This is a genomic window from Enterobacter ludwigii (assembly GCF_001750725.1).
Classification (GTDB): Bacteria; Pseudomonadota; Gammaproteobacteria; order Enterobacterales; family Enterobacteriaceae; genus Enterobacter; species Enterobacter ludwigii.
On record NZ_CP017279.1, the window covers coordinates 708,460 to 733,036 of the forward strand.

19 protein-coding genes are annotated in these 24,577 nt (G+C 56.5%); 10 read left to right on the forward strand and 9 right to left on the reverse strand.

Going from position 1 to position 24,577, the window contains the following annotated elements; translation table 11 throughout:
- Position 1 precedes the first annotated feature (1 nt).
- The 6 genes from gspL to BH714_RS03360 all read left to right on the forward strand — a co-directional run bounded on the left by gspL (position 2) and on the right by BH714_RS03360 (position 7,869).
- A complete protein-coding gene (gspL, locus tag BH714_RS03335; protein WP_040019007.1) occupies positions 2 to 1,135 on the forward strand; it encodes a type II secretion system protein GspL in 1,134 nt (377 codons plus the stop codon).
- Positions 1,132 to 1,617, forward strand: a complete 486-nt coding sequence (gspM, locus tag BH714_RS03340; protein WP_040017036.1) for a type II secretion system protein GspM — start codon at positions 1,132 to 1,134, stop codon at positions 1,615 to 1,617. Before gspL ends, gspM begins: the two co-directional genes overlap by 4 nt.
- Entirely contained in the window at positions 1,614 to 2,411 is a 798-nt protein-coding gene (locus tag BH714_RS03345) for a prepilin peptidase (protein WP_040017037.1), read from the forward strand. The genes gspM and BH714_RS03345 overlap by 4 nt, the downstream gene beginning before the upstream one ends.
- A gap of 260 nt (positions 2,412 to 2,671) precedes the next feature.
- Positions 2,672 to 5,323: a glycosyl hydrolase family 18 protein gene (locus tag BH714_RS03350; RefSeq protein WP_040017038.1), complete on the forward strand. Its 2,652-nt coding sequence runs from the start codon at positions 2,672 to 2,674 to the stop codon at positions 5,321 to 5,323.
- 137 nt (positions 5,324 to 5,460) lie between these two features.
- Positions 5,461 to 5,901, forward strand: coding sequence for a type III secretion system invasion protein IagB (gene iagB, locus BH714_RS03355; RefSeq protein WP_014169343.1), 441 nt, complete (start codon positions 5,461 to 5,463; stop codon positions 5,899 to 5,901).
- A gap of 144 nt (positions 5,902 to 6,045) precedes the next feature.
- The gene (locus tag BH714_RS03360; protein ID WP_040017039.1) at positions 6,046 to 7,869 is read left to right on the forward strand and encodes a chitinase; all 1,824 of its coding nucleotides are present in this window, start codon (positions 6,046 to 6,048) and stop codon (positions 7,867 to 7,869) included.
- Positions 7,870 to 7,931: 62 nt separating this feature from the next.
- Here the strand turns inward: BH714_RS03360 and BH714_RS03365 are convergent, their stop codons facing one another.
- From BH714_RS03365 to poxB, 4 genes are all read right to left on the reverse strand, one after another.
- The gene (locus tag BH714_RS03365) at positions 7,932 to 8,945 is read right to left on the reverse strand and encodes an NAD-dependent epimerase/dehydratase family protein (RefSeq protein WP_020884845.1); all 1,014 of its coding nucleotides are present in this window, start codon (positions 8,943 to 8,945) and stop codon (positions 7,932 to 7,934) included.
- A gap of 89 nt (positions 8,946 to 9,034) precedes the next feature.
- Positions 9,035 to 10,474 carry an SDR family oxidoreductase gene (locus tag BH714_RS03370; protein WP_040017040.1) on the reverse strand — a complete coding sequence of 480 codons (1,440 nt, stop codon included), beginning with the start codon at positions 10,472 to 10,474 and terminating at the stop codon, positions 9,035 to 9,037.
- 10 nt (positions 10,475 to 10,484) lie between these two features.
- The gene (ltaE, locus tag BH714_RS03375) at positions 10,485 to 11,486 is read right to left on the reverse strand and encodes a low-specificity L-threonine aldolase (protein WP_040017042.1); all 1,002 of its coding nucleotides are present in this window, start codon (positions 11,484 to 11,486) and stop codon (positions 10,485 to 10,487) included.
- Between the two features lie 38 nt (positions 11,487 to 11,524).
- Positions 11,525 to 13,243, reverse strand: coding sequence for a ubiquinone-dependent pyruvate dehydrogenase (gene poxB, locus BH714_RS03380; RefSeq protein ID WP_014169348.1), 1,719 nt, complete (start codon positions 13,241 to 13,243; stop codon positions 11,525 to 11,527).
- A 151-nt stretch (positions 13,244 to 13,394) separates the two neighbouring features.
- Here poxB and BH714_RS03385 point away from each other — a divergent pair, with 151 nt between their 5' ends.
- Positions 13,395 to 13,829 (forward strand): DoxX family protein, encoded by a 435-nt coding sequence (locus tag BH714_RS03385; RefSeq protein ID WP_032677784.1) that lies wholly within the window; start codon positions 13,395 to 13,397, stop codon positions 13,827 to 13,829.
- Between the two features lie 57 nt (positions 13,830 to 13,886).
- On the opposite strand, the gene hcr is transcribed toward BH714_RS03385, so the two are convergent.
- From hcr to aqpZ, 4 genes are all read right to left on the reverse strand, one after another.
- A complete protein-coding gene (gene hcr, locus BH714_RS03390; RefSeq protein WP_014169350.1) occupies positions 13,887 to 14,855 on the reverse strand; it encodes an NADH oxidoreductase in 969 nt (322 codons plus the stop codon).
- A 10-nt stretch (positions 14,856 to 14,865) separates the two neighbouring features.
- On the reverse strand, positions 14,866 to 16,518 hold the full coding sequence (gene hcp, locus BH714_RS03395) for a hydroxylamine reductase (protein WP_040017043.1): 1,653 nt from the start codon (positions 16,516 to 16,518) through the stop codon (positions 14,866 to 14,868).
- A gap of 144 nt (positions 16,519 to 16,662) precedes the next feature.
- Positions 16,663 to 17,562: a LysO family transporter gene (locus tag BH714_RS03400; RefSeq protein ID WP_020884841.1), complete on the reverse strand. Its 900-nt coding sequence runs from the start codon at positions 17,560 to 17,562 to the stop codon at positions 16,663 to 16,665.
- Positions 17,563 to 17,728: 166 nt separating this feature from the next.
- Positions 17,729 to 18,424, reverse strand: a complete 696-nt coding sequence (aqpZ, locus tag BH714_RS03405) for an aquaporin Z (protein WP_025204573.1) — start codon at positions 18,422 to 18,424, stop codon at positions 17,729 to 17,731.
- A gap of 289 nt (positions 18,425 to 18,713) precedes the next feature.
- Here aqpZ and BH714_RS03410 point away from each other — a divergent pair, with 289 nt between their 5' ends.
- Entirely contained in the window at positions 18,714 to 20,372 is a 1,659-nt protein-coding gene (locus BH714_RS03410; RefSeq protein WP_014169354.1) for an ATP-dependent endonuclease, read from the forward strand.
- Here BH714_RS03410 and BH714_RS03415 read toward each other — a convergent pair.
- Positions 20,369 to 21,325 carry a VirK/YbjX family protein gene (locus tag BH714_RS03415; protein WP_020884839.1) on the reverse strand — a complete coding sequence of 319 codons (957 nt, stop codon included), beginning with the start codon at positions 21,323 to 21,325 and terminating at the stop codon, positions 20,369 to 20,371. The genes BH714_RS03410 and BH714_RS03415 overlap by 4 nt on opposite strands.
- A 159-nt stretch (positions 21,326 to 21,484) precedes the next feature.
- Here BH714_RS03415 and macA point away from each other — a divergent pair, with 159 nt between their 5' ends.
- Both macA and macB read left to right on the forward strand, forming a co-directional pair.
- The gene (gene macA, locus BH714_RS03420; RefSeq protein WP_020884838.1) at positions 21,485 to 22,600 is read left to right on the forward strand and encodes a macrolide transporter subunit MacA; all 1,116 of its coding nucleotides are present in this window, start codon (positions 21,485 to 21,487) and stop codon (positions 22,598 to 22,600) included.
- Positions 22,597 to 24,537 (forward strand): macrolide ABC transporter ATP-binding protein/permease MacB, encoded by a 1,941-nt coding sequence (gene macB, locus BH714_RS03425; protein WP_020884837.1) that lies wholly within the window; start codon positions 22,597 to 22,599, stop codon positions 24,535 to 24,537. Before macA ends, macB begins: the two co-directional genes overlap by 4 nt.
- The last annotated feature ends 40 nt before the right edge of the window (positions 24,538 to 24,577 follow it).

The window sequence follows — 24,577 nt, forward strand, 5'->3', positions numbered from 1 at the left end:
TATGAAACAGGTACTTTTTGTTCGTCCCGACAGCCGTGAGGGCGGGAAAATAATGTGGTGTGCTTCCGGCAGCCAGCAGGTTGACGTTGTGGAGCGCCTTGACGCGCTGGCAGACCATCCTCTCGCGGCCCGGGTCTGTTTACTGTTGCCCGCGGGCAACATGATCTTCCGCCATTTTACGTTGCCGAAAAAAGTTGCCTCTCAGACGGCGGCGTTCTCGTGGCTGGCGGAAGAGACGCTCATTGGCGATGTGGACAACCTTCACTGGACGGTGCTTCACAAAAAGGGGGCCGACGTTGACGCGGTGGCGATTGATACCGATCTTCTGCGCGGGTGGTTAGCCCGTTGCCAGGAGGCCGGTTTGAAGGTGGTTCAGGTGCTGCCGGATGCCTGGCTGCTGCCGGTGACGGCAGGAGGAAGCACGCTGGTTGCCCTGGATGACCGCTACTGGCTGCGCCTGTCGCCCCATGTCGCCAGCGAAATGGAGGCCAGCCTGCTGCCGCTGCTGATGCAAAAAACCCCAGACGGTGACGTGTGCTGTTACGGCGAACCGCCAGCCGGTGTCGGGGTGGATCTTCTGCGCCCGTGGCAGCATCCGCTGGTGTTGATCCAGCCCCAGTGGCAATCCTGTCGGGTCACCCTCCTGCACGGTGAATTCAGCCCGAAGGCAGGGAAAGGCAGCGCGTCTAAAGGAATAAAAATCGCGATGGCGGCGGCGGGCCTGCTGTCTCTCGGGCTGTTGCTGGGCCCGCGGATCGCGATGGCCTGGATGCTGGTACAGCAGGAAAATCAGGTTCAGCAGGAGATCGTTCAGGTTTATCAGCACCATTTTCCCAGCATGCGCCAGCAGACCAATATCAAATACCACTTTGGTCAAAACATGAAAAAGCAGCACAAAGGGATATTCCTGCAGCTGGATGATCTTGAGCAAGCCAGGCAGGCCGTGCCCGCACTTGAGATCTCCCTGCTTGAGTACGATGCGCAACAAAATGCGCTGACCCTGAGCGTCAGTGCGCAAAGCCAGGCCGTGCTGCAGTCATTTGTGGAGAAAACAGGGGAGCATTTTGATTTCACCCTACAGCCTGTTTCGACCACTGCACCTTATACCGCCATGATCGCAGGGAAATATAAATGAAAGAGCGAATCACGAAGCTTACGTCGCGTTATCAACAATACAGCATCCAGGAGAAATATATTTTAAAAACCGGTGCCGTTGCCCTCCTGGCCGCGGTTGTTTATTACGCGGGCATGATGCCACTGGATAATATGATTCAAAATAGCAAATCAACGCTGACCCGACAAAAAGAGACGCTGAACTGGATGCGCAGAGAAATAGATAAACACCACCTTCCGGTGATGATCATTAAAACGGATAACCCGCGCACGGTGGTGGAGAACAGCGCTCATGAAATTAACCTTTCCCTGACGGAGGTGCGTCAGGACGGGCAAACCTTATCGTTCGTGGTGAACCGCGTAAACGTGTATGAATTAAAAAACTGGCTGCGGGAAATCAACCAGACCTCCGGCGTCAGGCTGCAAAAAATGAACCTTACGCCGGTCGATCACCTCAGTGATGTGAAAGCCGAAGTGCAGCTCACCTGGCGCGAAACCGCATGAACACCGTTGCGCTGATGCGGGAAGTCTACCCGGTGGGGTTCCCGGTGATGAGTGCGATCCTGGGCAGCATGGTGGGCAGTTTTCTGGGGGTTGTCGCCGAGCGCGTGCCGGGCATGGTGATGGAGGAGGAAGGCGCGGGCAACTTGCTGTTTCCGGCCTCTCACTGCCCGGTGTGCCAGCATGATCTTGCGGCCTGGGAGAATATCCCGCTGGTCAGCTGGCTAGTATTGCGCGGGCGCTGCAGGCAGTGCGGTACGGCCATCCCGCTGCGCTTATTGATGCTCGAACTCGTCACCGCGCTCTTTTTTGGCCTCACCGCCTTGTGCATTCCGGGCGAACCGGCGTTGTTCTCACTGTGGTTGCTGGCCGCGTTTCTGCTGCCGCTGGCGATGATTGACTGGCAGCATCAGTTGCTCCCTGACTGTCTGACCCAGCCGTTGCTGTGGGCAGGACTGTTGTTACACCTCGTTGACCACACGCTGCCGCTTAAGGATGCGCTGGTGGGGGCGGTGGCTGGCTACCTTTCGCTCTGGTCTCTTTACTGGGCATTTCGTCTGCTTACCGGACGAGAAGGATTAGGCTATGGCGATTTTAAACTTCTGGCGGCGTTAGGCGCCTGGTGCGGCTGGCAGGCACTGCCCACCCTGGAATTGATTGCCGCGTTAAGCGGTATTGTCGGATATTTCGCGACAACACATGCGAATAAAAATAACCGCATTATTTCTTTCGGGCCTTATTTAGCTTTTGCCGGCATGACGATTTTTGTTTATCAGGTTGCCTGTTCCACATTCTGAATACACCGGTCAAGTTTTTTTAGTGATTTTTTCGATTGGGGAATGAAAGGAATACAGTATTTATTCAGCGTATCGTTAAAGACATAAGCTTCACAGAATTCGAGCTTGTATCTTTTAATGGAGGAATACAGCGCGCCACAGAAATAGCGGTTAACGATTATTGCTTAAGTTGAAATTCAAAGTCTGTAAAAAACTATTCCATGTTTTAAAGGAAGACATGGGTCATTAACGTTTACAAATAAATTTATCAGGAAATAAAAATGAAATTTATGAAGCCTAAATATCTGGCGCTTTTCGTTGCAGCGGCGTCCAGCTCTGCCTTCGCGGCGGCGCCAGGTACGCCAACCCTCAGCAGTGGCAATGATAAGTTTGCGATTGTTGAAGTTGACCAGGCAGCGCAAGACTATAACAGCCTTGTGAAAGTCCATGATGGCGCGGATGTGAAAGTTGAGTGGAACGTCTGGAGCGGCGATGCGCCAACCTCGGCGAAAGTGCTTCTGGATGGTCAGGCCGTGTGGAGTGGCGCCGCAAGCGCCTCCGGGTCAGCCACCTTCAAAGTGAAAAAGGGCGGACGCTATCAGGAGCAGGTTGAACTCTGTAACGCCAGCGGGTGTTCTAAAAGTGCCAGCAAACTGATCATCGTGGCGGACACGGACGGAAGCCATCTGCTGCCGCTGAACACCACCCTGAAGGAAAATAACAAAACCTTCTCTCAACATACGGACAAAGTGGTGGGTGCCTATTTCCCTGAGTGGGGCGTCTATGGGCGTGAGTTCCCGGTGGATAAAATCCCTGCGGCGAACCTGAATCACATTTTGTACGGTTTCATTCCGATCTGTGGCGGTGATGGCATCAACGACGGGTTAAAAACGGTTGAGAACGGCAACAGCTTCGCCGCGCTGCAGCGCGCCTGTGCGGGCCGTCAGGATTACACCGTGGCCATTCACGATCCGTGGGCGGCATTGCAAAAACCGCAGGCTGGCGTGACCAACTGGGACGACCCCTACAAAGGTAACTTTGGTCAGTTGATGGCGCTGAAAAAAGCCCATCCGGATCTGAAAGTGCTGCCTTCCATTGGCGGCTGGACGATGTCCGATCCATTCTTCCAGATGCATGATTCCGCGATCCGCGCGCGCTTCGTCTCTTCCGTGAAAGAGTTCCTGAAAACCTGGAAATTCTTCGACGGGGTCGATATTGACTGGGAATTCCCGGGGGGGGGTGGTGTGTCGGAAAATCTTGGCAACCCTGCTCAGGACAAAGCCACCTATACCGCGGTGATGCACGATCTGCGCGCGATGCTGAACGAGCTGTCAGCAGAAACGGGCCGTACGTACGAACTGACCACCGCCATTGGTTCCGGTAAAGACAAAATTGAAGACGTGGATTACACCACGGCGCAGCAGTACCTCGACCACATCTTCCTGATGAGCTATGACTTCTACGGCGGCTGGAGCAACACTGATCTCGGCCACCAGGCGGCGTTGCACGGCGCGGAGTGGAAACCGGACACCAACTACACCACTGAAAACGGCGTGAACGCGCTGCTGGAGCAGGGCGTGCAGCCGGGCAAGATTGTTGTGGGGGCGGGCATGTACGGTCGCGGCTGGACCGGCGTTCATGGCTACACCGGCGACAATCCGTTCACCGGTACGGCAACGGGCGCGGTCAAAGGCACCTGGGAACCGGGCGTGGTTGACTACCGTCAGATTGCGAACGAGTACAAAGGCAAGCCAGGCTGGGAATACAAATACGATGCCGCGGCAGAAGCGCCGTATCTGTTCAATAAAGCCACCGGCGATCTGATTACCTATGAAGACGCGCGTTCTACCACGGCAAAAGGTAAGTATGTGCTGGCGAAAAACCTGGGCGGTCTGTTCTCCTGGTCCATCGACTCGGACAATGGCGACATCCTTAATGCGATGAACGAAAGCCTGTTGGGCGGCGGTTCAACGCCGGTTGATCCCGTTGTCACCAACCATGCGCCGATCGCTGCGGCTGCCGATCAGACCGTGACCGGGCCTGTTACCGTCACCCTCGATGGCTCTGCGTCTAGCGATCCGGACGGCGACGCCATTACCTATAAGTGGACCCAGATTTCCGGTCCAGCCGTGACCCTTACCAACAGCACGAAAGCCAAAGCCTCCTTCGGCGCGGCGGCAGTGACTCAGAACCAGACGCTCTCCTTCCGCCTGACGGTGAAAGATGCGAAAGGCCTGACGAACGCCATTGATGTTCAGGTCGTGAACAAAGCACCTAAAGCGAACCAGGCACCGGTGGTCAACCCGATGGAAAGCATCACGCTGCAGGCGGGTGAAACCTATGCCCTGCATGCGCAGGCGGCCGATCCGGATGGTGACGCGCTGACCTATGCCTGGAGCGTGCCGGCGGACATGAACGCAACCGGTACTGACACCGCGAACGTGAATATCACCGCACCGGCTGTCGCTTCCGATTCCACCTACACCCTGAGCGTGGTGGTCAGCGACGGTAAAACCAGCGTTCAATCGAACGTGCAGGTTATTGTCACGCCAAAAGCAGCCGATGAGGTCACGCCACCTTCTGATGAAGGCTCTGCCACCGGCAGTTGTGATGCACCTGTTGATGCCAATGCCAGCCAGTACCCGGCCTGGAATGCGAGCAAAATCTACAACAGTGGTGACACCGTGAGCGCCGACAACCTGGTGTGGAAAGCGAAGTACTGGACACAGGGCAATAAACCTGGCTTTGACGCGGATGCGTGGGAGCTGGTCAGCCAGGTGAAAATGAACTGGCGTTCAGATGTGGTTTACAACGGTGGCGATACGACCACCTACCAGGGGTATGTCTACCGTGCGAAATGGTGGACCCGTGGTGATAAACCAGGTAACAGCGATGTATGGGTGAAAGAAGGCGCGTCAGCAGACTGCAAATAACCTTCTTAGCCTGAGGTTGCGGGTTTGATATCGCCTGCAATCGTTGACCACACCCCGTTTCGGGTGTGGTCAACCCCTTCCGGAATAAGACAGCGTGCGCAAGGAGAAGGATCGTCAGTAAATAAACAGGTAATGAGATGAAACGCTTTTTATTGTTATTGCTTATTTTAAGTCAGAGTGCGACAGCAAATTGCTGGGATAAAGCGGCGCATTATTATCATGTCGATCCGTATTTATTATATGCCATTGCGCAGGTGGAATCCGGTATGAATCCGAATGCCGTGGGGTGGAATCAGGATGGCTCGCGGGATGTGGGATTAATGCAGATTAACAGCACGCATTTCAGCGAACTGCAGCGCCAGGGCATTGATGAGAACCGGCTTGTGACCGAGCCCTGCACCTCCATTATGGTGGGCGCGTCAATACTGTCGACGATGATCAACGTATATGGCTATAACTGGGAAGCCGTCGGGGCTTATAACGCGGGAGTGAAAAAAGAGAATTATTCAAAGCGTATGAATTATGCCCGCAAGGTCTGGGCGAAATATCAGGAGATAAAACCTCGTTCCTCTTATTAATTCTGCTTTTTGTTTTTTGAAGCGTACCCAGAGGTGCGCTTCAGAAAATGAAAAATTACCGCACTCTTTGGTTTATTTATTAAGGGAATAATACATAAACCGTGATTGCATTAACCCTTGTTGCTATATATAGGATGAGTTGAAATGACCAAAAGGACCTTACTGAGCGTGCTCGTTGCGGGTGCATGCATTGCGCCTTTCATGGCACAGGCTGCGACGCTGCAGGCAACCACCAGCGAGCCGTTCACCCTGAAAGCCAGCGATCTGGCGAAGAAAGAACAGGAACTGACTAACTTTCCACTGATGGCGTCGGTTAAAGACACCATTCGTACGCTGGATAATGCCCAGGTTGAGCTGATTGAGCCAGGCCGTGCAGCGAACCCGGATAACGTTAAACGCGTTGAAGGCATTGTGAAGGCCAGCGACTGGGAATACCTTTTCCCGATGCGAGCGCAGTCCTACACCTACAGTAACTTCCTGAAAGCGGTGGGCAAATTCCCGGCGCTGTGTAAGACCTACAACGACGGCCGTGACAGCGACGCCATCTGCCGTAAAGAGCTGGCCACTATGTTTGCCCACTTCGCACAGGAAACCGGCGGCCACGAAAGCTGGCGTCCGGAAGCCGAATGGCGTCAGGCGCTGGTTCACGTTCGCGAAATGGGCTGGACCGAAGGGCAGAAAGGCGGTTACAACGGCGAATGTAATCCTGATATCTGGCAGGGACAAACCTGGCCGTGCGGCAAAGACAAAGACGGCGATTTCGTGAGTTACTTTGGCCGTGGGGCTAAACAGCTGTCTTATAACTACAACTACGGTCCGTTCTCTGAAGCGATGTTCGGCACTGTCCGCACGCTGCTCGACAAGCCGGAGCTGGTGGCTGACACCTGGCTGAACCTGGCAAGCGCCATCTTCTTCTTCGCCTATCCGCAGCCGCCGAAACCGAGCATGCTGCAGGTTATCGACGGCACCTGGCAGCCAAACGATCATGACAAAGCCAACGGCCTGGTTCCGGGCTTCGGCGTGACCACCCAGATCATTAACGGTGGCGTAGAGTGCGGCGGCCCGACTGAGATTGCCCAGTCTGAAAACCGTATCAAGTACTACAAAGAGTTTGCGAAGTACCTGAAAGTGCCTGTCCCGGCAAATGAAGTCCTCGGCTGTGCCAACATGAAGCAGTTCGATGAAGGCGGCTCCGGTGCGCTGAAGATTTACTGGGAGCAGGACTGGGGATGGAGTGCCGATACGCCAGACGGTAAAACGTATTCCTGCCAGCTGGTCGGTTATCAGACGCCGTTCAGCGCCTTTAAAGAGGGTGACTACACGAACTGCGTGAAGAAATTCTATAACGTCAACATCATCAACGATGACGGTTCCGCCGTGACGCCGGACGAGCATCCGGTCACTCCGGCACCGACGCCATCGGAAGATGAAACCCCGGCACCGGTTCCGGACGAAACGCCGGCAGAACCGACCGTGGTGAACCACGCCCCGGTCGCGCAGATTGCGGGCCCAATCGGTGCGGTGGAAGCGGGCGCGCAGGTATCCTTGAGCGCAGAAGGATCCACTGACCAGGACGGCAACACGCTGACCTACACCTGGCGTTCACAGGATGGCCAGACGGTCACCGGTGAAGACAAGGCGGTGGTGACCTTTACCGCGCCAGAGTCTGCGACGGCTCAACAGTATGAAGTCAGCCTGACCGTGAGCGATGGCGAGCTGAGCAGCACCACTTCCTATCTGCTGAACGTTAAAGCGAAAGCCACGACGCCGTCTGAAAACGACGGTACCTCTGGTGCTTATGCCGCGTGGAGCGCGAACAGCAAGTACAAGGCAGGCGATATCGTGAATAACCACGGTAAACTGTTCCAGTGCAAACCGTTCCCGTACAGCGGCTGGTGTAACAATGCCCCGGCGTACTACGAGCCAGGCGCGGGTCTGGCGTGGTCAGACGCCTGGACGGCGCTGTAAAACAAAACGGCAACCTTCGGGTTGCCGTTTTCGTCTCTGTTCTCTGAGATGAGCGCGCTCAACTAGCGATGCAATTTGCCGTGGTCACGCAGCCAGGCGGCAGTACGCACAATCCCCTCATCCAGGGAGACAATCGGCTTATACCCCAGTTCGTTTTCTGCGCGGGTGATATCCAGCGTAAAATCAAAGTTGAGCTTTGAGACACCGTAGTGCGTCAACGCAGGCTCTTTCGCCGATTTACTCCCAAGACGCTCCATACTGCGGGCAATCATATCCAGCATCGGGTAGGGCACGGAACGAATACGGCAGTCTATTTGCAACTCGTCAATCAACCTTTGCACGATGCTGCGCAGCGTGCAGGGCTCACCGTTGGTGATATTGTACGCGCGACCGGAAATCAGGGTATCGCAGTCGGGCTGGCTTGCCAGCCACATGGCGTGGACCGCATTTTCGTAGTACGTCATATCCACCATCGCATCGCCACCGCGGGGCAGCAGCACGCTGCCGTAGTGGTGCATCATCTGCGCCAGACGCGGGATAAACACTTTGTCATGCGGGCCGAACAGGCTCTGAGGACGCAATACGGTAAAACGGGTGTGCGGGTTCGACTGCGCCAGCAGATCGATCACCTCTTCGCTGGCCGCTTTACTGCGGGCAAACTCACAGGCAAAGCGCGCCGGGCGAAAATCTTCCTGCACGTCGCGGTGATGGTGATAGTCGAAATAGAGAGACGGGGAGGAGATATGAATAAAGTTACGCACGCCCCAGGCCACGGCCCATTCACCCAGACGACGGGTGGCACGCACGTTGGCGAGGTCAAAAGCTTCCTGGGTACCCCACGGGGAGGTAAAACTGGAGCAGTGCCACAGCGTATCGATACCGGCCAGCATCACCTTGGCCTGAGAGGAGACCAGCTCCGTCAGGTCGGCATGGACAAACTCTGCGCCCATTTTTTGCAGCAGTTTACCCATCGCTTCGTTGCGACCGGTGGCCCTGACGCTGATGCCTTTGTTGCGCAGAAACTCGACCGCATTTCGGCCTAAGCCGCTGGTCGCCCCGGTAACCAGTACCTTCATATCAATCCACTGTGTTGAAAAAGAATTTCGTGCGCATTCTTTCGTGAATTACGGCGGGTTGCAATGGGAAAGGTGAAAGAATAAGAGTTTTATTGAGTTATTTTCGTCTTTTGTTCTGCCAGCTGCGCGATACGTTTCGCCATTCCGCGAAAGATAAACAGGTGAGCGGGGATCATTAACAACCAGTAGAAAAGCCCGGGCATACCGTGCGGGTGCCACCATGCACGAACGTCCAGTTCACGATGGTCGCCTTTGTCTTTTAGCGTAAAGCACAACCGTCCCAGACCGGGCGCTTTCATGCCAAATAGCAGCGCCAGCTGTTTTTCGGGCTCGACGATAATTACCTTCCAGCTGTCAACCGTATCGCCTACCGCAAGATACGGGTGCGCAGGACGGCCTTTCGCCAGCCTGTGTCCTACCAGCAGATCCAGTGCGCCACGGGTTTGCCAGAGGATATTGCCGAAGAAATAGCGTTCTTTGCCGCCAATCTGATTCACCACCTCCCACAGGTCAGCCAGACTTGCCGGGGTGTTCACCGTGCAGCCCGCCTGTTTAGGAAAGTAACCGTATTCAGGCCGCCAGCGGGCAAACGCCTGGGCGTCGTAGCCCCAGTCGCTGGAGTTCATCAGCTGTTCCTCTTCCTTGAGCGTATTGCGTACCGCGTCATCGAAACGGATCAGCGTCTGGGGGATCAGCGCACGCAACGCGCGATCGTCGGCCAGCAGATCGTGTTTGAGCCCCTGAATCAGCGCTTTTGCGGTCGTCGGCGGCACGGACGTAATGACGGTTAAAAACCACACCGAGATCCAGCGGGTAGGGAAGGGAATGGGGATCAGCCAGCGTCGGCGGCCGCTGACACGCATAAAATGTTCGAACTGTTGCTGGTAGCTCAGCACTTCCGGGCCGGCAGCCTCAAGCACACGGTGTTGCTCAGCCGGATGGTCCAGCAGGGCCACCAGATAATGGCGTAAATTTTCCAGCGCAATCGGCGTGGTCCGCGATCGCACCCAGCGCGGCGGGGTAAGCACCGGCAGGTTGTACACCATGTCGCGCATCACTTCGAACGCGGCGGAGCCAGCTCCGACGATGATCCCCGCCCGCAGTTCGGTGACGGGAATATTGGCGCCGCGCAGGGTCTCAGCCGTGAGCTGACGGGCGCGAAGATGGTCGGACTGCTCGTTAGCAGGCGCCTGCAGCGAGCTTAAAAAAATCACCTGCTTCACCGGTGTGCGCAACAGCGCGTCGCGAACGTTCATCGCCACCTGACGCTCGTGGGCGATAAAATCGCCCCCTTCGCCCATGCTGTGAACAAGGTAGTAAAGCGTGTCGACCCCTTCCAGTAACGCCGGCAGCGTCGTGGGCCAGTTGAGATCGACGTTGTGACAGGTCACCCCGGGCAGGTGCAGTTTTTGCAGACGCTCCGTGTTGCGTGCCACGGCCAGCACCTGGTGCCCCTGCTGACTTAACGCAGTGGTGAGATGCTGACCGATATACCCACTGGCACCGAGTACCAGAATACGTTGCGGCACGCTCTGCTCCTTAGCGCTGTAAAAACGCCTGCCAGTGTTTCACCACGTCTGCCAGCTGCTGACGATTAACGTCTAAGTGCATAACCAGGCGTACCACCGGCGAGGCGTTGATCAACACGCCACGGGCTTTCATAAACTCACCCAGCGCGGCAGCGTGCTCTTCGCCCACGCGAATGAACAGCATGTTGGTATCGTGGCGCATAACGTCTGCACCAATCTCGCGTAGCTGTGCGGCCATCCACGCGGCGTTTTCATGGTCGTCTTTCAGGCGGGCCACGTTGTTTTTCAGGGCGTACAGTCCGGCTGCCGCCAGAATACCGGCCTGGCGCATCCCGCCGCCGGTCATCTTACGCCAGCGGACCGCGCGTTTGATGTAGTCCGCATTGCCCACCAGCAGCGAGCCAACGGGCGTCCCCAGCCCTTTAGACAGGCAAATAGTGAACGAATCGCAATACTGCGTGATGTCTTTCAGCTCGCAGCCATACTCCACCACGGCGTTAAAGATGCGCGCGCCGTCCACGTGCAGCCCGAGTTTGCGCTCGCGGGTGAATTCCCACGCTGCTTGCAGGTACTCGCGCGGCAGCACTTTGCCGTTGTGGGTGTTTTCCAGACTGAGCAGCCTGGTGCGGGCGAAATGCACATCATCGACTTTGATTTTCGCCGCGACCTTGTCGAGCGGCAGGGTGCCGTCCGGGGCGGCATCTATCGGCTGAGGCTGAATGCTGCCCAGTACCGCCGCACCGCCTGCTTCGTACAGGTAATTGTGCGCGCCCTGACCGGCAATATACTCTTCACCGCGTTCGCAGTGGCTGAGCAATGCCACCAGGTTGGCCTGGGTGCCGGATGGCAGAAACAGGGCGGCCTCTTTACCGCTTAGCTCGGCGGCATAATGCTGCAGCGCATTCACCGTTGGATCGTCACCGTAGACGTCGTCCCCGACCGGGGCGGCCATCATCTCTTCGAGCATGGCGCGACCCGGACGGGTAACGGTATCACTGCGTAAATCAATCATTTCACATCCCTTTAATTTAAGAGGTTATGTGAAATGTTTTACCTGAGCCAGTTGGTTTTTGCCAGTTCGATTACCTCATCACCGCGTCCGCTGATGATGGCGCGCAGCATATAGAGGCTGAATCCTTTGGCCTGCTCGAGTTTAATCTGCGGTGGGATCGCCAGCTCTTCTTTCGCCACCACCACGTCCACCAGTACCGGACCGTCGATGGAGAAGGCGCGCTGCAGGGCTTCATCGACTTCTGAGGCTTTCTCTACGCGAATACCCGTGATGCCGCAGGCTTCAGCGATGCGCGCGAAGTTGGTGTCGTGCAGCTCGGTGCCGTCCGTCAGATAGCCACCTGCCTTCATCTCCATCGCCACAAAGCCCAGCACGCTGTTGTTAAAGACCACGATTTTCAGCGGGAGCTTCATCTGCACAACCGACAGGAAATCGCCCATTAGCATGCTGAACCCGCCGTCGCCGCACATCGCCACCACCTGACGCTCTGGTGCGGTGGCCTTGGCCCCCAGCGCCTGCGGCATGGCGTTGGCCATCGAACCGTGGTTGAACGACCCCAGCAGACGGCGTTTGCCGTTCATCTTCAGATAGCGTGCCGCCCAGACGGTCGGGGTGCCTACGTCGCAGGTAAAGATGGCGTCGTCGTCCGCGAAATGGCTAATTTGCTGCGCCAGATACTGGGGATGAATGGCTTTGTCGCTCGGTTTGGCAAGATCGTCCAGTCCTTTGCGTGCATCGCGGTAATCACTGAGGGCTTTGTCGAGGAACTTCCGGTCGGTTTTTTCTTCCACCAGCGGCAGCAGGGCGGCGAGGGTGGATTTGATGTCCCCTACCAGCGCCATATCGACTTTGCTGTGGGCACCAATACTGCCCGGGTTAATATCAATCTGAATGATTTTGGCATCCGTCGGGTAAAACGCGCGGTACGGAAATTGGGTGCCGAGCAGGATCAGCGTGTCGGCATTCATCATGGTGTGGAAACCGCTGGAAAAACCGATCAGTCCGGTCATGCCCACGTCATACGGATTGTCATATTCGACGTGCTCTTTGCCGCGCAGGGCGTGAACAATCGGGGATTTTAACTTGCCGGCAAATTCCACCAGCTCTTTGTGCGCGCCCGCACAGCCACTGCCGCACATCAGGGCGATATTGCTGGAGTAACGCAGCAGCTGCGCGAGCTTTTTGAGCTCTTCTTCAGCCGGCGTGATGACAGGCTGTGGGGCGTGATACCAGTGCGAACTGGCACCCTCAGGCGCGGCCTTCAGCGCCACGTCACCGGGAATAACGACCACCGAAACACCGCGGTTAAGCACGGCTTTGCGCATTGCAATGGCCAGAACCTGAGGGATCTGTTCTGGTGAGGAAACTAATTCGCAATAGTGGCTGCATTCACGGAACAGCTCCTGAGGATGCGTCTCCTGAAAATAGCCGCTGCCGATTTCGGAAGAAGGGATGTGAGCGGCAATCGCCAGGACCGGTACGTGATTGCGGTGGCAGTCAAACAGGCCGTTGATCAAGTGAAGGTTGCCCGGTCCGCACGATCCGGCGCAGACGGCCAGTTCACCCGTCACCTGCGCTTCCGCACCAGCCGCGAAGGCGGCAACCTCTTCATGACGGGTTGGCATCCATTCAATGGTCTTCATTTTATTGAGGCTATCGCTCAGCCCGTTCAGGGAGTCGCCGGTTACGCCCCAGATGCGCTTTACGCCTGCCTGCTCGAGGGTTTTTGCTATGTATGCAGCCACGGTTTGTTTCATGGGTGTCCATCTCCTTTAAGTGATATCGCTTACAAGCTTAGAAGAAAGTCACTGTATTGCCGCGCTTTCCCCCTTATTAAAAGGTGCTTTTCACCCGCAATGATTCGGCATAATCTGGTCATCACACAGATGAAAACAGGAATCATTTCAAATGGTTAAATCATTGTTAATTGCTGTTAATGAAAAGCTATCGTGCGACGATGCCGGCAAACTCTTGTTACGACTTGCCGTCGGTGGGCTGATGCTTTTTCACGGTTTACACAAGTTATTGGGTGGCGTGGGGTTCATCAGCGGCATGCTGGTGGAAAAAGGATTACCGGGGTTTATCGCCTACGGCGTGCTCATTGGCGAAGTGGTGGCGCCTGTCCTGATTATCGTGGGGCTTTTTACGCGCCCGGCGGCGCTGGTGCTGGCGTTTACCATGATTGTGGCGTGGCTGATGGTCGGGACGGGGGAAACCTTTGCGCTTGACGCGGTAGGTGCCTGGGCGATTGAGAGCCTGGTGTACTTCTTTATCGGTGCGCTGGCGGTAGCATGTTTAGGCGCTGGGCGTTTTGCGTTGGGGAAAGCGCCGGTCTGGCGGTAGGCGTACTAACCGGGGGTAAACGCGAGCGCTTACCCCCGTCATTCGCGCGTTGGCTGATTACGCCAGCACAAGATCCCCTTGTGGATGACACGAGCACGCCAGCACGTATCCGTCGGCGATTTCTGCCTCGGTCAGCGTCATGGTGCTCGTCACGGTGTACTCACCGGAGACCACTTTGGTCTTGCAGCAGCCACACACGCCAGCACGGCATGCTGCCACCACCGGCACGTTGTTGCTTTCCAGCGCATCCAGTAGCGTGGTGCCGACCCGGCCAAAGAAGGTCTGAGCAGGCTGCAGTCTGGTAAACGTAATTCCGCTGGTTGCCGCTTCCGCGACCGGGGTGAAGAACTGCTCTTTGAAGAAGCGGGTCACGCCCAGCGCTTTCACGTCCTGCTCAACGATATCCATATACGGCGCCGGCCCACAGGTCATCACGGTACGATCCGCGAGATCCGGGACGCTTTGCAGCAGTTCGCGGCTCAGACGACCGGCGACAAAACCGTGGGTTGCGTTATGTTCCGCCACCAGCGTCACCGGATAGTTACGCCACTCTTCGGCAAAGATCACATCTTCCGGCGAGCGCACGCTGAAGATCACCTGAACATCAGCCTGCGGACGGTTTTTCGCCAGCCAGCGACGCATTGACATGATCGGCGTGACGCCGCACCCGGCGGCCAGCAGCAGGAATTTATCTTCCGCTTTATCGTCACAGGTGAAATCCCCGTGTGCGTCGGACAGCCAGAGGTAATCCCCGCGCTTCACGTCCCGGGTCAGCCACTGCGAGCCTGCACCATCATCGATACGGCGGATAGTGAGCGTGATGTACTCGCTCACGCCCGGCGTTGAGGAGATCGTGTAGGCGCGCAGCGTGTCCGCTGAGTTGCGGACACTGACCAGCGCATACTGACCTGCACGGTACGGATAGTAGTCATGGCACAGCAGGGACAGCGTCCACACATCCGGCGTCTCCTGATGGATGTGATGAACCTGCATCCGCCACGGACATTGTGAGGTTGGCATGGTCATGAATAACTCCTTACGCGCTCAGCAGCTGCTGCATATCTTCTTCTACGGTGGTCACGGAACGCAGACCAAACTTCTCGTTCAGCACGGCCAGCAGATCCGGTGTCAGGAAGCCGGGTGCGGTGGGGCCGGTCACAATGTTGGTCACACCGAGAGAGAGCAGGGTCAGCAGGATGACAATCGCTTTCTGTTCAAACCAGGAGAGCACCAGCGACAGCGGCAGATCGTTGACGCCGCAGCCCAGTTTTTCCGCCAGCGTGACGGCCAGAATGATGGCAGAGTAGGCATCGTTACACTGACCCGCATCGACCAGACGTGGCAAACCTTCGATGTTGCCGAAGTCCAGCTTGTTGAAACGGTATTTACCGCACGCCAGCGTCAGGATCAGGCAATCTTCCGGTACGCTGGTGGCGAAATCGGTGAAGTAGTTACGCTCACCGCGCGCGCCGTCACAGCCGCCAATCAGGAAGATATGGCGCAGTTTTTCACGGCTCACGAGGTCAATCAGTGAATCCGCGGCACCGAGCAGGGTTTCACGACCAAAGCCGACGGTGATCAGATGTTCGATTTCGCTGTACGGGAAGCCACCCATCTGCTGCGCCTGGGCGATGACCGGGCCGAAATCATCCCCTTCCAGGTGGCTCACACCCGGCCAGCCAACGATGCTGCGGGTCCAGATGCGGTCGTCATACGCGCCAACGGTGGGGTCGATGATGCAGTTAGAGGTCATCACGATGGGGCCCGGGAAACGGGCGAACTCAACCTGCTGGTTCTGCCAGCCGCTGCCGTAGTTCCCGACCAGGTGTTTAAATTTACGCAGTTCCGGGTAGCCGTGTGCGGGCAGCATTTCGCCGTGGGTATAGACGTTAACGCCCGTGCCTTCGGTCTGCTTCAGCAGATTATAGAGGTCTTTCAGGTCATGGCCGGAGATCAGGATGCACTTGCCTTCGGTCGCTTTAACGTTAACCTGCGTCGGCGTCGGGTGGCCGTAGGTGCGGGTTTCACCGGCATCCAGAATACGCATCACGTTGAAGTTCATCTGGCCGATTTCCATTGAACATTCGAGCAGCGGATTCATCTCGGCAGGCCAGGTACCCAGCCACGCCATGATTTTGTGGTACTGAGCATAGATAGCGTTATCGTACTGGCCCAGAACGTGCGCGTGTTCCATATAGGCCGCGGCCCCTTTCAGGCCGTACAGGCAGAGCAGACGCAGGCCGAGAATGTTCTCGCCAATCGCCGCTTTATCTTTGTTGGGGGTGAATTCTGCTGCCTGACGCTGCAGCTCGCCCAGGTCGTCGCTCACCAGCTGCAGGTCTGCCATTGGGTTTTCTACCCGTGCGTTGGCATCGGCGCTCAGGCACTGCGCTTTCAGCGCTTCAAGCAGCGCAATTGCTTCGCGGGCATAGCCGACGATGCGCGGGGAATCAAAGTTAACGTTAGTCAGCGTGGAGAAAAAGGCGCGGGGGGCGAAACTGTCTACATAGTGGTCAATAATGCCATATTCGCGGGCCTTGAATGCCCATGCGGAAAGGCCTTGCAGGGCGGCAATCAGCAGATCCTGCAGGTCTGATGTTTCTGCGGTTTTGCCGCACATACCTTGCGCATAAGAGCAGCCATTGCCTGCCGGGGTACGGATGGTTTGTTCACATTGCACACAAAACATAATCACACCTGTTAAAGTTATATTTGATATACATGTTTGAGATTATGCCTGTGACTGAACGGTGAAAAGGGCTTTCTTCTACAAAATAGAGGGAGATTGATTTAGCGCAATTTTGGCGGCAGAAAGTCTACCGCCAGAGGAGTATCAGGCGGAGAAAAACGCCATCAGAACGGGAACCAGCAGGCTCAAAATAAAGCCGTGTACGATGGCGGCAGGCACCATCTCCAGCCCACCTGAACGCTGCAGAACCGGCAGGGTAAAGTCCATCGACGTGGCGCCACACAGACCCAGTGCGGTCGAGCGACTGCGGCGCACCAGGCCCGGGATCAGCATAATGGCAATTAATTCTCGCGCCAGGTCGTTAAAGAAGGCGGCGCTCCCGATGACCGGACCGAACGATTCGGTCAGCAGAATACCGGAAAGGGAATACCAGCCAAATCCGGAGGCCATTGCCAGACCGGTTTTTAACGGCAGGCCGAGAATAAAAGCGTTAATCACGCCCGCCACCAGTGAGCTAATGACGACGATAACCGCGACGATCATTCCACGGCGATTCAGGACAATCTGTTTCAACGTCATGCCATTATTTCGCAGCTGAATACCGATAAGGAACAGCAGGAAAATGAGGGTATATTCACTGGCTTCCGTCGCGTGCTGTAAAAAATTCCATCCGCTCAGCCCAAGAACAAAACCCAGCACCACGACGCCGCATAATTTTAAAGATTCCAGCGCCATTGCAATTCGTGACGGCAGTTTTTCCTGATGGTGGTGATTTTTCCACGGAATAGTGCGCTCAAGCCAGAAAAGTGCGGCAATATTGCACAGCAAAATAACGGCGCAGGTGACGACAGAATAATGCAGGATCGCCAGCAGATTGGTGGCCAGATTATCCAGAAACGCCAGGCTTATCCCCATAAAGAAAAGAATGACGTAGACAATCCAGCTCAGAAAACGGTTGATAAGCCGTAACGCGGATTCGCGATGTAGCGGGATAAGGTAGCCCACAATCAGAGGCAGCAGAATGATGAGGAGTCCTGAAAACATGAACAACGGGTCCTTGTGAATATCTGTTAAGCGCCAGAGACACTACCCAATAAACGTTGTCAGGTAAAGGAGCAACAAAAAAGCCGGGTGGCAGCAACGCCTGACCCGGCCTGAGTGTTGTCATGCAGGTCGGGTAAGCGTAAGTGCTACCCGACTGCACACGCAATTAATCGCGTTTTTCCAGCAGGGTGCGATACAGCACGCCGCCCAGAATACCGCCGATGATTGGCATTACCCAGAACAGCCACAGCTGCTCAAGCGCCCAGCCGCCCTGGAAAATAGCGACGGCAGTACTGCGCGCCGGGTTTACGGAGGTGTTAGTGACCGGAATAGAGATCAGGTGGATAAGCGTCAGCGCCAGACCAATGGCGATAGGCGCGAAGCCCGCCGGGGCGTGTTTGTCGGTTGCGCCGTGGATCACCAGCAGGAAGCCTGCGGTCAGCACAATTTCAATCACGATGGCAGAGAGCATGGAGTAACCGCCAGGGGAGTGTTCGCCGAAACCGTTTGAGGCGAAGCCGCTTGCGGCGGCGTCAAAGCCGGCTTTACCGCTGGCAATAACGTACAGAACCGCTGCAGCAATAATCCCGCCAACAACCTGGGCCACAATATAACCAATGACTTCTTTAGCAGGGAAACGACCGCCCGCCCATAAACCTAATGTCACCGCCGGGTTAAAATGACCACCGGAAATATGACCCACGGCAAACGCCATGGTTAATACGGTTAAACCGAATGCCAGCGCAACGCCGACAAAACCAATACCTAATTCCGGAAATGCTGCTGCCAGAACGGCGCTACCGCAGCCACCAAACACCAGCCAGAATGTACCAAAGCATTCTGCTGCTAATTTTCTAAACATAACCACCTCAATAATAAACTTCACACGCGTTCCTGCGTGCGGGATATCGTCAAAAAAGGGATGACGACTCAAAGAGCCATTATTTTAAAAACAAAAACATCCCTTCGCCACTAAAATTAATTCGGTTAATTTGATTTATGGCAACGTGATGTCATTCCTTGTTCAAATCGACGGTAAATAGAGCATAGACCAATTCTCTACAGCACGAAGGTTGTGCTGTCGTGTCAAAGTTCCTGCCGCTATACTGCTGATAACTTAAAGGAAAAAGTGATCATCTCGCGGGGGATTTATGCTTCTCGAACGTGTGGAAATTGTTGGGTTCCGCGGTATTAACCGCCTGTCGCTGCAGCTTGAGCAGAACAACGTCCTGATCGGTGAGAACGCGTGGGGTAAGTCCAGCCTGCTGGATGCGCTGACGCTGCTGCTTTCGCCCGAAGACGATCTGTATCACTTTGCCCATGATGATTTCTGGTTTCCTCCCGGCGATGTGAACGGCCGCGAAAAACACCTGCACATTATTCTGACATTCCGCGAATCCGAGCCGGGGCGTCACCGCGTGCGTCGCTTCCGGCCGTTATCACCCTGCTGGGTCCCGTGCGACGACGGTTTCCACCGGATTTTCTACCGGCTGGAAGGTGAGATGGCAGAAAACGAGGGCGTATTAACCCTGCGTGATTTCCTCGATGAGAAAGCCAACCCTATTCCGCTGGATGACATCGACGACCTGGCTCGCCACCTGATTCGCCTGATGCCGGTGTTGCGCCTGCGTGATGCGCGTTTTATGCGGCGGATCCGCAACGGCACCGTGCCGAATATGCCGGAAGTGGAAGTGACCGCCCGCGAGCTGGATTTCCTGGCGCGAGAGCTGGTGGCGCGTCCGCAAAATCTGACCGATGGTCAAATCCGCCAAGGGTTGTCAGCAATGGTACAACTGCTGGAACACTATTTTTCCGAGCAGGGGACGTCGGAGTCGCGCCATCGTCTGATGCGCCGCCGCTCTCACGACGAACAACGCAGCTGGCGTTACCTCGATATCATTAACCGGATGATCGACAGGCCCGGTGGCCGTACCCATCGGGTGATTTTGCTGGGGCTGTTTTCGACGCTACTGCAGGCCAAGGGCACCGTTCGTCTCGACCGTGACGCCCGCCCGCTGCTGCTGGTGGAAGACCCGGAAACGCGCCTGCACCCGATCATGCTCTCGGTGGCGTGGCACCTGTTGAATCTGCTGCCGCTGCAGCGCGTGACCACCACCAATTCCGGCGAGTTATTGTCGCTGACCCCGGTCGAGCACGTCTGCCGTCTGGTACGTGAGTCTTCCCGCGTCACCGCCTATCGCCTCGGGCCGGGCGGGATGAACGCGGAAGAGGGACGTCGTATCTCGTTCCACATCCGCTTTAATCGTGCGTCGTCGCTGTTCGCCCGCTGCTGGCTGCTGGTTGAGGGAGAGACGGAAACCTGGGTTATCAACGAACTGGCGCGTCAGTGCGGACACCATTTTGATGCCGAAGGTATCAAGGTTATCGAATTTGCCCAGTCGGGGATCAAGCCGCTGATCAAATTCGCCCGGCGGATGGGCATTGAATGGCATGTGCTGGTGGATGGTGACGAAGCGGGAAAAAAATATGCCGCGACCGTGCGTGGCCTGCTGAATAATGAGCGCGAAGAAGAGCGCGACCACCTAACCATGCTGCCGGCCATGGACATGGAGCACTTTATGTACCGTCAGGGGTTTGACGACGTGTTCCACCGGATTGCGATGGTGCCGGTGGATGTGCCAATGAACATGCGGCGCGTGATTGCCAAAGCCATCCACCGCTCTTCAAAACCTGATTTAGCGATTGAGGTGGCGACGGAAGCGGGGAGACGGGGCGTGGAGTCCGTGCCGACGCTGCTGCGCAAGATGTTCTCCCGCGTGCTGTGGCTGGCACGCGGGAAAGCGGATTAAGCGCGGGTCGCCTGCGTGACGTGTTGCGTCAGGCTGTCCAGTAGCGCATAGCGGCGGCGGTACTCAGCGCGCTTTTTGCTCGCAATCTCGTCCATCGGCTTACGGGGCATGGCGAGCGGCAGCATGAAGTGGCCGTTATCCTGTTTTTGCCCGCCGAGGGAGAGCCAGAAGCTGTCATAATCGGCCAGCAATTTTCCCTCTTTTTTCTTGCGGTAACGCCAGCTGCGGTAGATATGCGTGGCGTTACTCACCGCGACAATATGCTCAACCGGGAAAGCTGCGCCAAGCGTCATTGCCGTTTCAACCAGCAGGCGTTTCGGGAACAGGCCGTGACACGCTTTGGTCGCCCCCTGGATCAGTTCATGTGGAACGTGTGCTTTTGCCCCCTGCAGGCCGCCGATGAACAGCGTTGTTTTTCCTTCAAACGGGCACAGCGTGAAGGTCATTTCCGCCAGCACGGTATTCTGATGGTTACAAAAGACGAGGGTGGCTTCACCCTCTTTATCCATGAAGGCGTCGGCGCACAGGCGCACAGTAAACTGCTGTTCGTCTTTTCCGGTCAGGGTCAGCAGGGTTGCCCCCTGCGGTGAAAGGTAACCCTTGACCAGCGTTGCCGGAAGCTGGCGCGTCATGGTCTGGTAGTGCCAGGTCAGCGATTCCAGCGCCTGTCGGCGATCCATGTCCACCGTTAACCACGGGCGATGCAGGCGGCACGGTAGCCCCGGCTGCACCTGCAACATTTGCATCAGGCGCGGCTGCTTTGCCAGCTCTGACAGCAGACGCGTGGTGCTGAACGGTGTCATCAGCGAACGGAGCATGAACTTACGTCGATAAGCGGGGTTTTGCCATGCCAGCCCCGGCGTGATCTTCCCGAAGGCCAGATTATTGAAGAGCTGCCAGCCGGATTTAGGCTGGTGCTGATGAGAAATAAGTGTATCGACGATGGAAGACATGTTAGATCCTGCTTCTGAAGGAAGGGTTCTATTTCAGCAGGCGAAATTTCAATAACTCATCAACAAATTGAGGCGATTTCGGTGCGCGGGGGTTTCGTTGAGGAGTCGTTTAGATAGAATCAACGTTTATAATTGCCAGAACATTTATTTGGAATATTTATGAACCTCAAGGGAAAACGCAGAACGTGGTTTCTGCTGCTGGCGGTAATTGTTATCGGGGGAGGGTTCTGGCTATGGCAGATCCTGAATGCCCCTGTACCACAGTATCAAACACTGATTGTCCGTCCGGGCGAGCTGCAGCAAAACGTGCTGGCGACGGGAAAACTGGATGCCCTGCGCAAGGTTGACGTGGGTGCACAGGTAAGCGGTCAGTTGAAAACGCTGTCGGTTGAGATTGGCGACAAGGTGAAAAAAGGCCAGCTGCTGGGCGTTATCGATCCTGAGCAGGCGCAAAACCAGATCCGTGAGGTGGAAGCCACGCTCATGGAACTGCGTGCCCAGCGTGCACAGGCGCAGGCTGAGCGTAACCTGGCCCAGGTGACGTTAACGCGTCAGCAGGCGCTGGCCAAAACGCAGGCCATCTCGAAACAAGATTTAGACACGGCAGCCACCGAGCTGGCGGTTAAGCAGGCGCAGATCGGGACTATCGATGCGCAGATCAAGCGCAACCAGGCCTCGCTGGATACGGCCAAAACCAACCTCGACTATACGCAGATTGTGGCGCCCATGGCCGGGGAAGTGACTCAAATTACCACGCTGCAGGGGCAAACGGTGATTGCGGCGCAGCAGGCGCCCAACATTCTGACCCTGGCGGACATGAGCACCATGCTGGTGAAAGCCCAGGTCTCAGAGGCGGATGTTATTCATCTGAAGCCGGGGCAGAAAGCCTGGTTTACCGTCCTCGGCGATCCTCAGACGCGCTATGAAGGCGCGCTAAAAGACATTCTGCCGACGCCGGAAAAAGTGAACGATGCCATCTTCTACTATGCGCGCTTCGAGGTGCCTAACCCGCAGGGTGTGTTGCGTCTGGACATGACCGCACAGGTGCACATTCAGCTTACCGGCGTGAAAAATGTGCTCACCATTCCTCTCTCTGCGCTGGGTGAATCCACCGGCGAGAGCCGCTATAAAGTGAAAGTGCTGCGCAACGGCGAAACGCGTGAGCGAGAAGTGGTCATTGGTGCACGTAATGACACCGACGTGGTGGTGGTCAAAGGGCTGGAAGAGGGTGAGGAGGTTGTCACCAGCGAAAGCCTGCCCGGAGCCGCTAAATGACGGCGTTGCTTGAGCTGAATGACATTCGTCGCAGCTATCCGTCGGGTGATGGCCCGGTTGAGGTGCTGAAGGGGATCACCCTGCGCGTCGAAGCGGGCGAGATGGTGGCGATTGTCGGTGCGTCCGGCTCCGGTAAATCGACGCTGATGAATATTCTCGGCTGTCTGGACAGACCCACCAGCGGCACCTATCGGGTGGCCGGAATGGATGTTTCCACGCTGGACGGTGACGCGCTGGCAAAACTGCGGCGGGAACATTTCGGTTTTATCTTCCAGCGTTACCATCTGCTCTCTCACCTGACGGCGGCGCAGAACGTCGAAGTGCCGGCGGTCTATGCCGGCGTCGAGCGGAAAAAACGCCTTGAGCGCGCCCAGATGCTGCTGACGCGTCTGGGGCTGGCGGAACGGGTGGAGTACCAGCCCTCGCAGCTCTCCGGCGGCCAGCAGCAGCGTGTCAGTATCGCACGCGCGCTGATGAACGGCGGTCAGGTGATCCTCGCAGATGAACCGACCGGGGCGCTCGACAGTCATTCGGGTGAAGAGGTGATGGCGATCCTTCACCAGCTTCGCGATCAGGGGCATACGGTCATCATCGTTACCCACGATCCGCAGGTGGCTGCACAGGCCGAGCGCATCATTGAGATCCGCGACGGAGAGCTGGTCAGCAACCCGCCGGCGCGACACGCCCGGGCGGCGGCACCGAAAGAAGTTCTGCCGGCGTCAACCGGCTGGGGACAATTTTCCAGCGGGTTTCGTGAGGCGCTGACCATGGCCTGGCTGGCGATGGCTGCCAATAAAATGCGCACCCTGTTGACCATGCTGGGCATCATTATTGGTATCGCCTCGGTGGTGTCGATTGTGGTCGTGGGCGACGCGGCCAAACAGCTGGTGCTGGCGGATATTCGGGCCATCGGGACCAACACCATTGATGTCTATCCCGGCAAAGATTTTGGCGATGACGAGCCGCAGTATCAGCAGGCGCTGAAGTATGACGATCTGGCGGCTATCCAGAAGCAGCCGTGGGTGAATTCGGCCACGCCGGCGGTCTCACAAAACCTCCGTCTGCGGGTAGGCAATGTTGACGTTGCTGCCAGTGCCAATGGCGTCAGCGGCGATTACTTTAACGTCTATGGCATGACCTTCAGCGAAGGTGCCACCTTCAATGCCGAGCAGTTAGCGGGCCGGGCGCAGGTGGTGGTGCTTGACGCCAACTCGCGCCGGCAGCTCTTCCCCAATAAAACCAACGTGGTGGGCGAGGTTATCCTGGTCGGAAACATGCCTGCGACGGTGATTGGCGTGGCGGAAGAGAAACAGTCGATGTTTGGCAGCAGCAAGATCCTGCGCGTCTGGCTGCCCTATACCACCATCTCCGGGCGGATTATGGGGCAGTCCTGGCTGAACTCCATCACCGTTCGCGTGAAGGAGGGCTACGACAGCGCGCAGGCCGAGCAACAGCTGGAACGGCTGCTGACGTTGCGTCACGGGAAGAAAGATTTCTTCACCTGGAATATGGACGGTCTCTTGAAAACGGCGGAAAAGACCACACGTACTCTTCAGCTGTTCCTGACGCTGGTGGCGGTGATCTCGCTGGTGGTCGGCGGTATCGGGGTGATGAATATCATGCTGGTATCGGTCACGGAACGTACCCGGGAGATTGGCATCCGCATGGCAGTCGGTGCCAGAGCCAGCGATGTGCTGCAGCAATTTTTGATTGAAGCGGTGCTGGTGTGTCTGGTGGGCGGCGCGATGGGCATTGCGCTGTCGATGATGATCGCGTTTGCTCTGCAGCTTTTTTTACCCGGCTGGGAGATTGGTTTCTCGCCGGTGGCCATTCTTACCGCATTTTTGTGTTCGACTTTTACCGGCATTTTGTTTGGCTGGCTGCCTGCCCGCAATGCGGCGCGTCTGGATCCTGTGGATGCGTTGGCTCGCGAATAGGCTGAAAATAAAAATGCCAGCCGATCGGGCTGGCATTTTG

Excerpts from the sequence above, each read along its gene's own strand:
- gspL (WP_040019007.1), top strand. The coding sequence starts at position 2 with ATGAAACAGGTACTTTTTGTTCGTCCCGACAGCCGTGAGGGCGGGAAA.
- gspM (WP_040017036.1), top strand. The coding sequence starts at position 1,132 with ATGAAAGAGCGAATCACGAAGCTTACGTCGCGTTATCAACAATACAGC.
- BH714_RS03345 (WP_040017037.1), top strand. The coding sequence starts at position 1,614 with ATGAACACCGTTGCGCTGATGCGGGAAGTCTACCCGGTGGGGTTCCCG.
- BH714_RS03350 (WP_040017038.1), top strand. The coding sequence starts at position 2,672 with ATGAAATTTATGAAGCCTAAATATCTGGCGCTTTTCGTTGCAGCGGCG.
- iagB (WP_014169343.1), top strand. The coding sequence starts at position 5,461 with ATGAAACGCTTTTTATTGTTATTGCTTATTTTAAGTCAGAGTGCGACA.
- BH714_RS03360 (WP_040017039.1), top strand. The coding sequence starts at position 6,046 with ATGACCAAAAGGACCTTACTGAGCGTGCTCGTTGCGGGTGCATGCATT.
- BH714_RS03365 (WP_020884845.1), bottom strand. The coding sequence starts at position 8,945 with ATGAAGGTACTGGTTACCGGGGCGACCAGCGGCTTAGGCCGAAATGCG.
- ltaE (WP_040017042.1), bottom strand. The coding sequence starts at position 11,486 with ATGATTGATTTACGCAGTGATACCGTTACCCGTCCGGGTCGCGCCATG.
- poxB (WP_014169348.1), bottom strand. The coding sequence starts at position 13,243 with ATGAAACAAACCGTGGCTGCATACATAGCAAAAACCCTCGAGCAGGCA.
- BH714_RS03385 (WP_032677784.1), top strand. The coding sequence starts at position 13,395 with ATGGTTAAATCATTGTTAATTGCTGTTAATGAAAAGCTATCGTGCGAC.
- hcr (WP_014169350.1), bottom strand. The coding sequence starts at position 14,855 with ATGACCATGCCAACCTCACAATGTCCGTGGCGGATGCAGGTTCATCAC.
- hcp (WP_040017043.1), bottom strand. The coding sequence starts at position 16,518 with ATGTTTTGTGTGCAATGTGAACAAACCATCCGTACCCCGGCAGGCAAT.
- BH714_RS03400 (WP_020884841.1), bottom strand. The coding sequence starts at position 17,562 with ATGTTTTCAGGACTCCTCATCATTCTGCTGCCTCTGATTGTGGGCTAC.
- aqpZ (WP_025204573.1), bottom strand. The coding sequence starts at position 18,424 with ATGTTTAGAAAATTAGCAGCAGAATGCTTTGGTACATTCTGGCTGGTG.
- BH714_RS03410 (WP_014169354.1), top strand. The coding sequence starts at position 18,714 with ATGCTTCTCGAACGTGTGGAAATTGTTGGGTTCCGCGGTATTAACCGC.
- BH714_RS03415 (WP_020884839.1), bottom strand. The coding sequence starts at position 21,325 with ATGTCTTCCATCGTCGATACACTTATTTCTCATCAGCACCAGCCTAAA.
- macA (WP_020884838.1), top strand. The coding sequence starts at position 21,485 with ATGAACCTCAAGGGAAAACGCAGAACGTGGTTTCTGCTGCTGGCGGTA.
- macB (WP_020884837.1), top strand. The coding sequence starts at position 22,597 with ATGACGGCGTTGCTTGAGCTGAATGACATTCGTCGCAGCTATCCGTCG.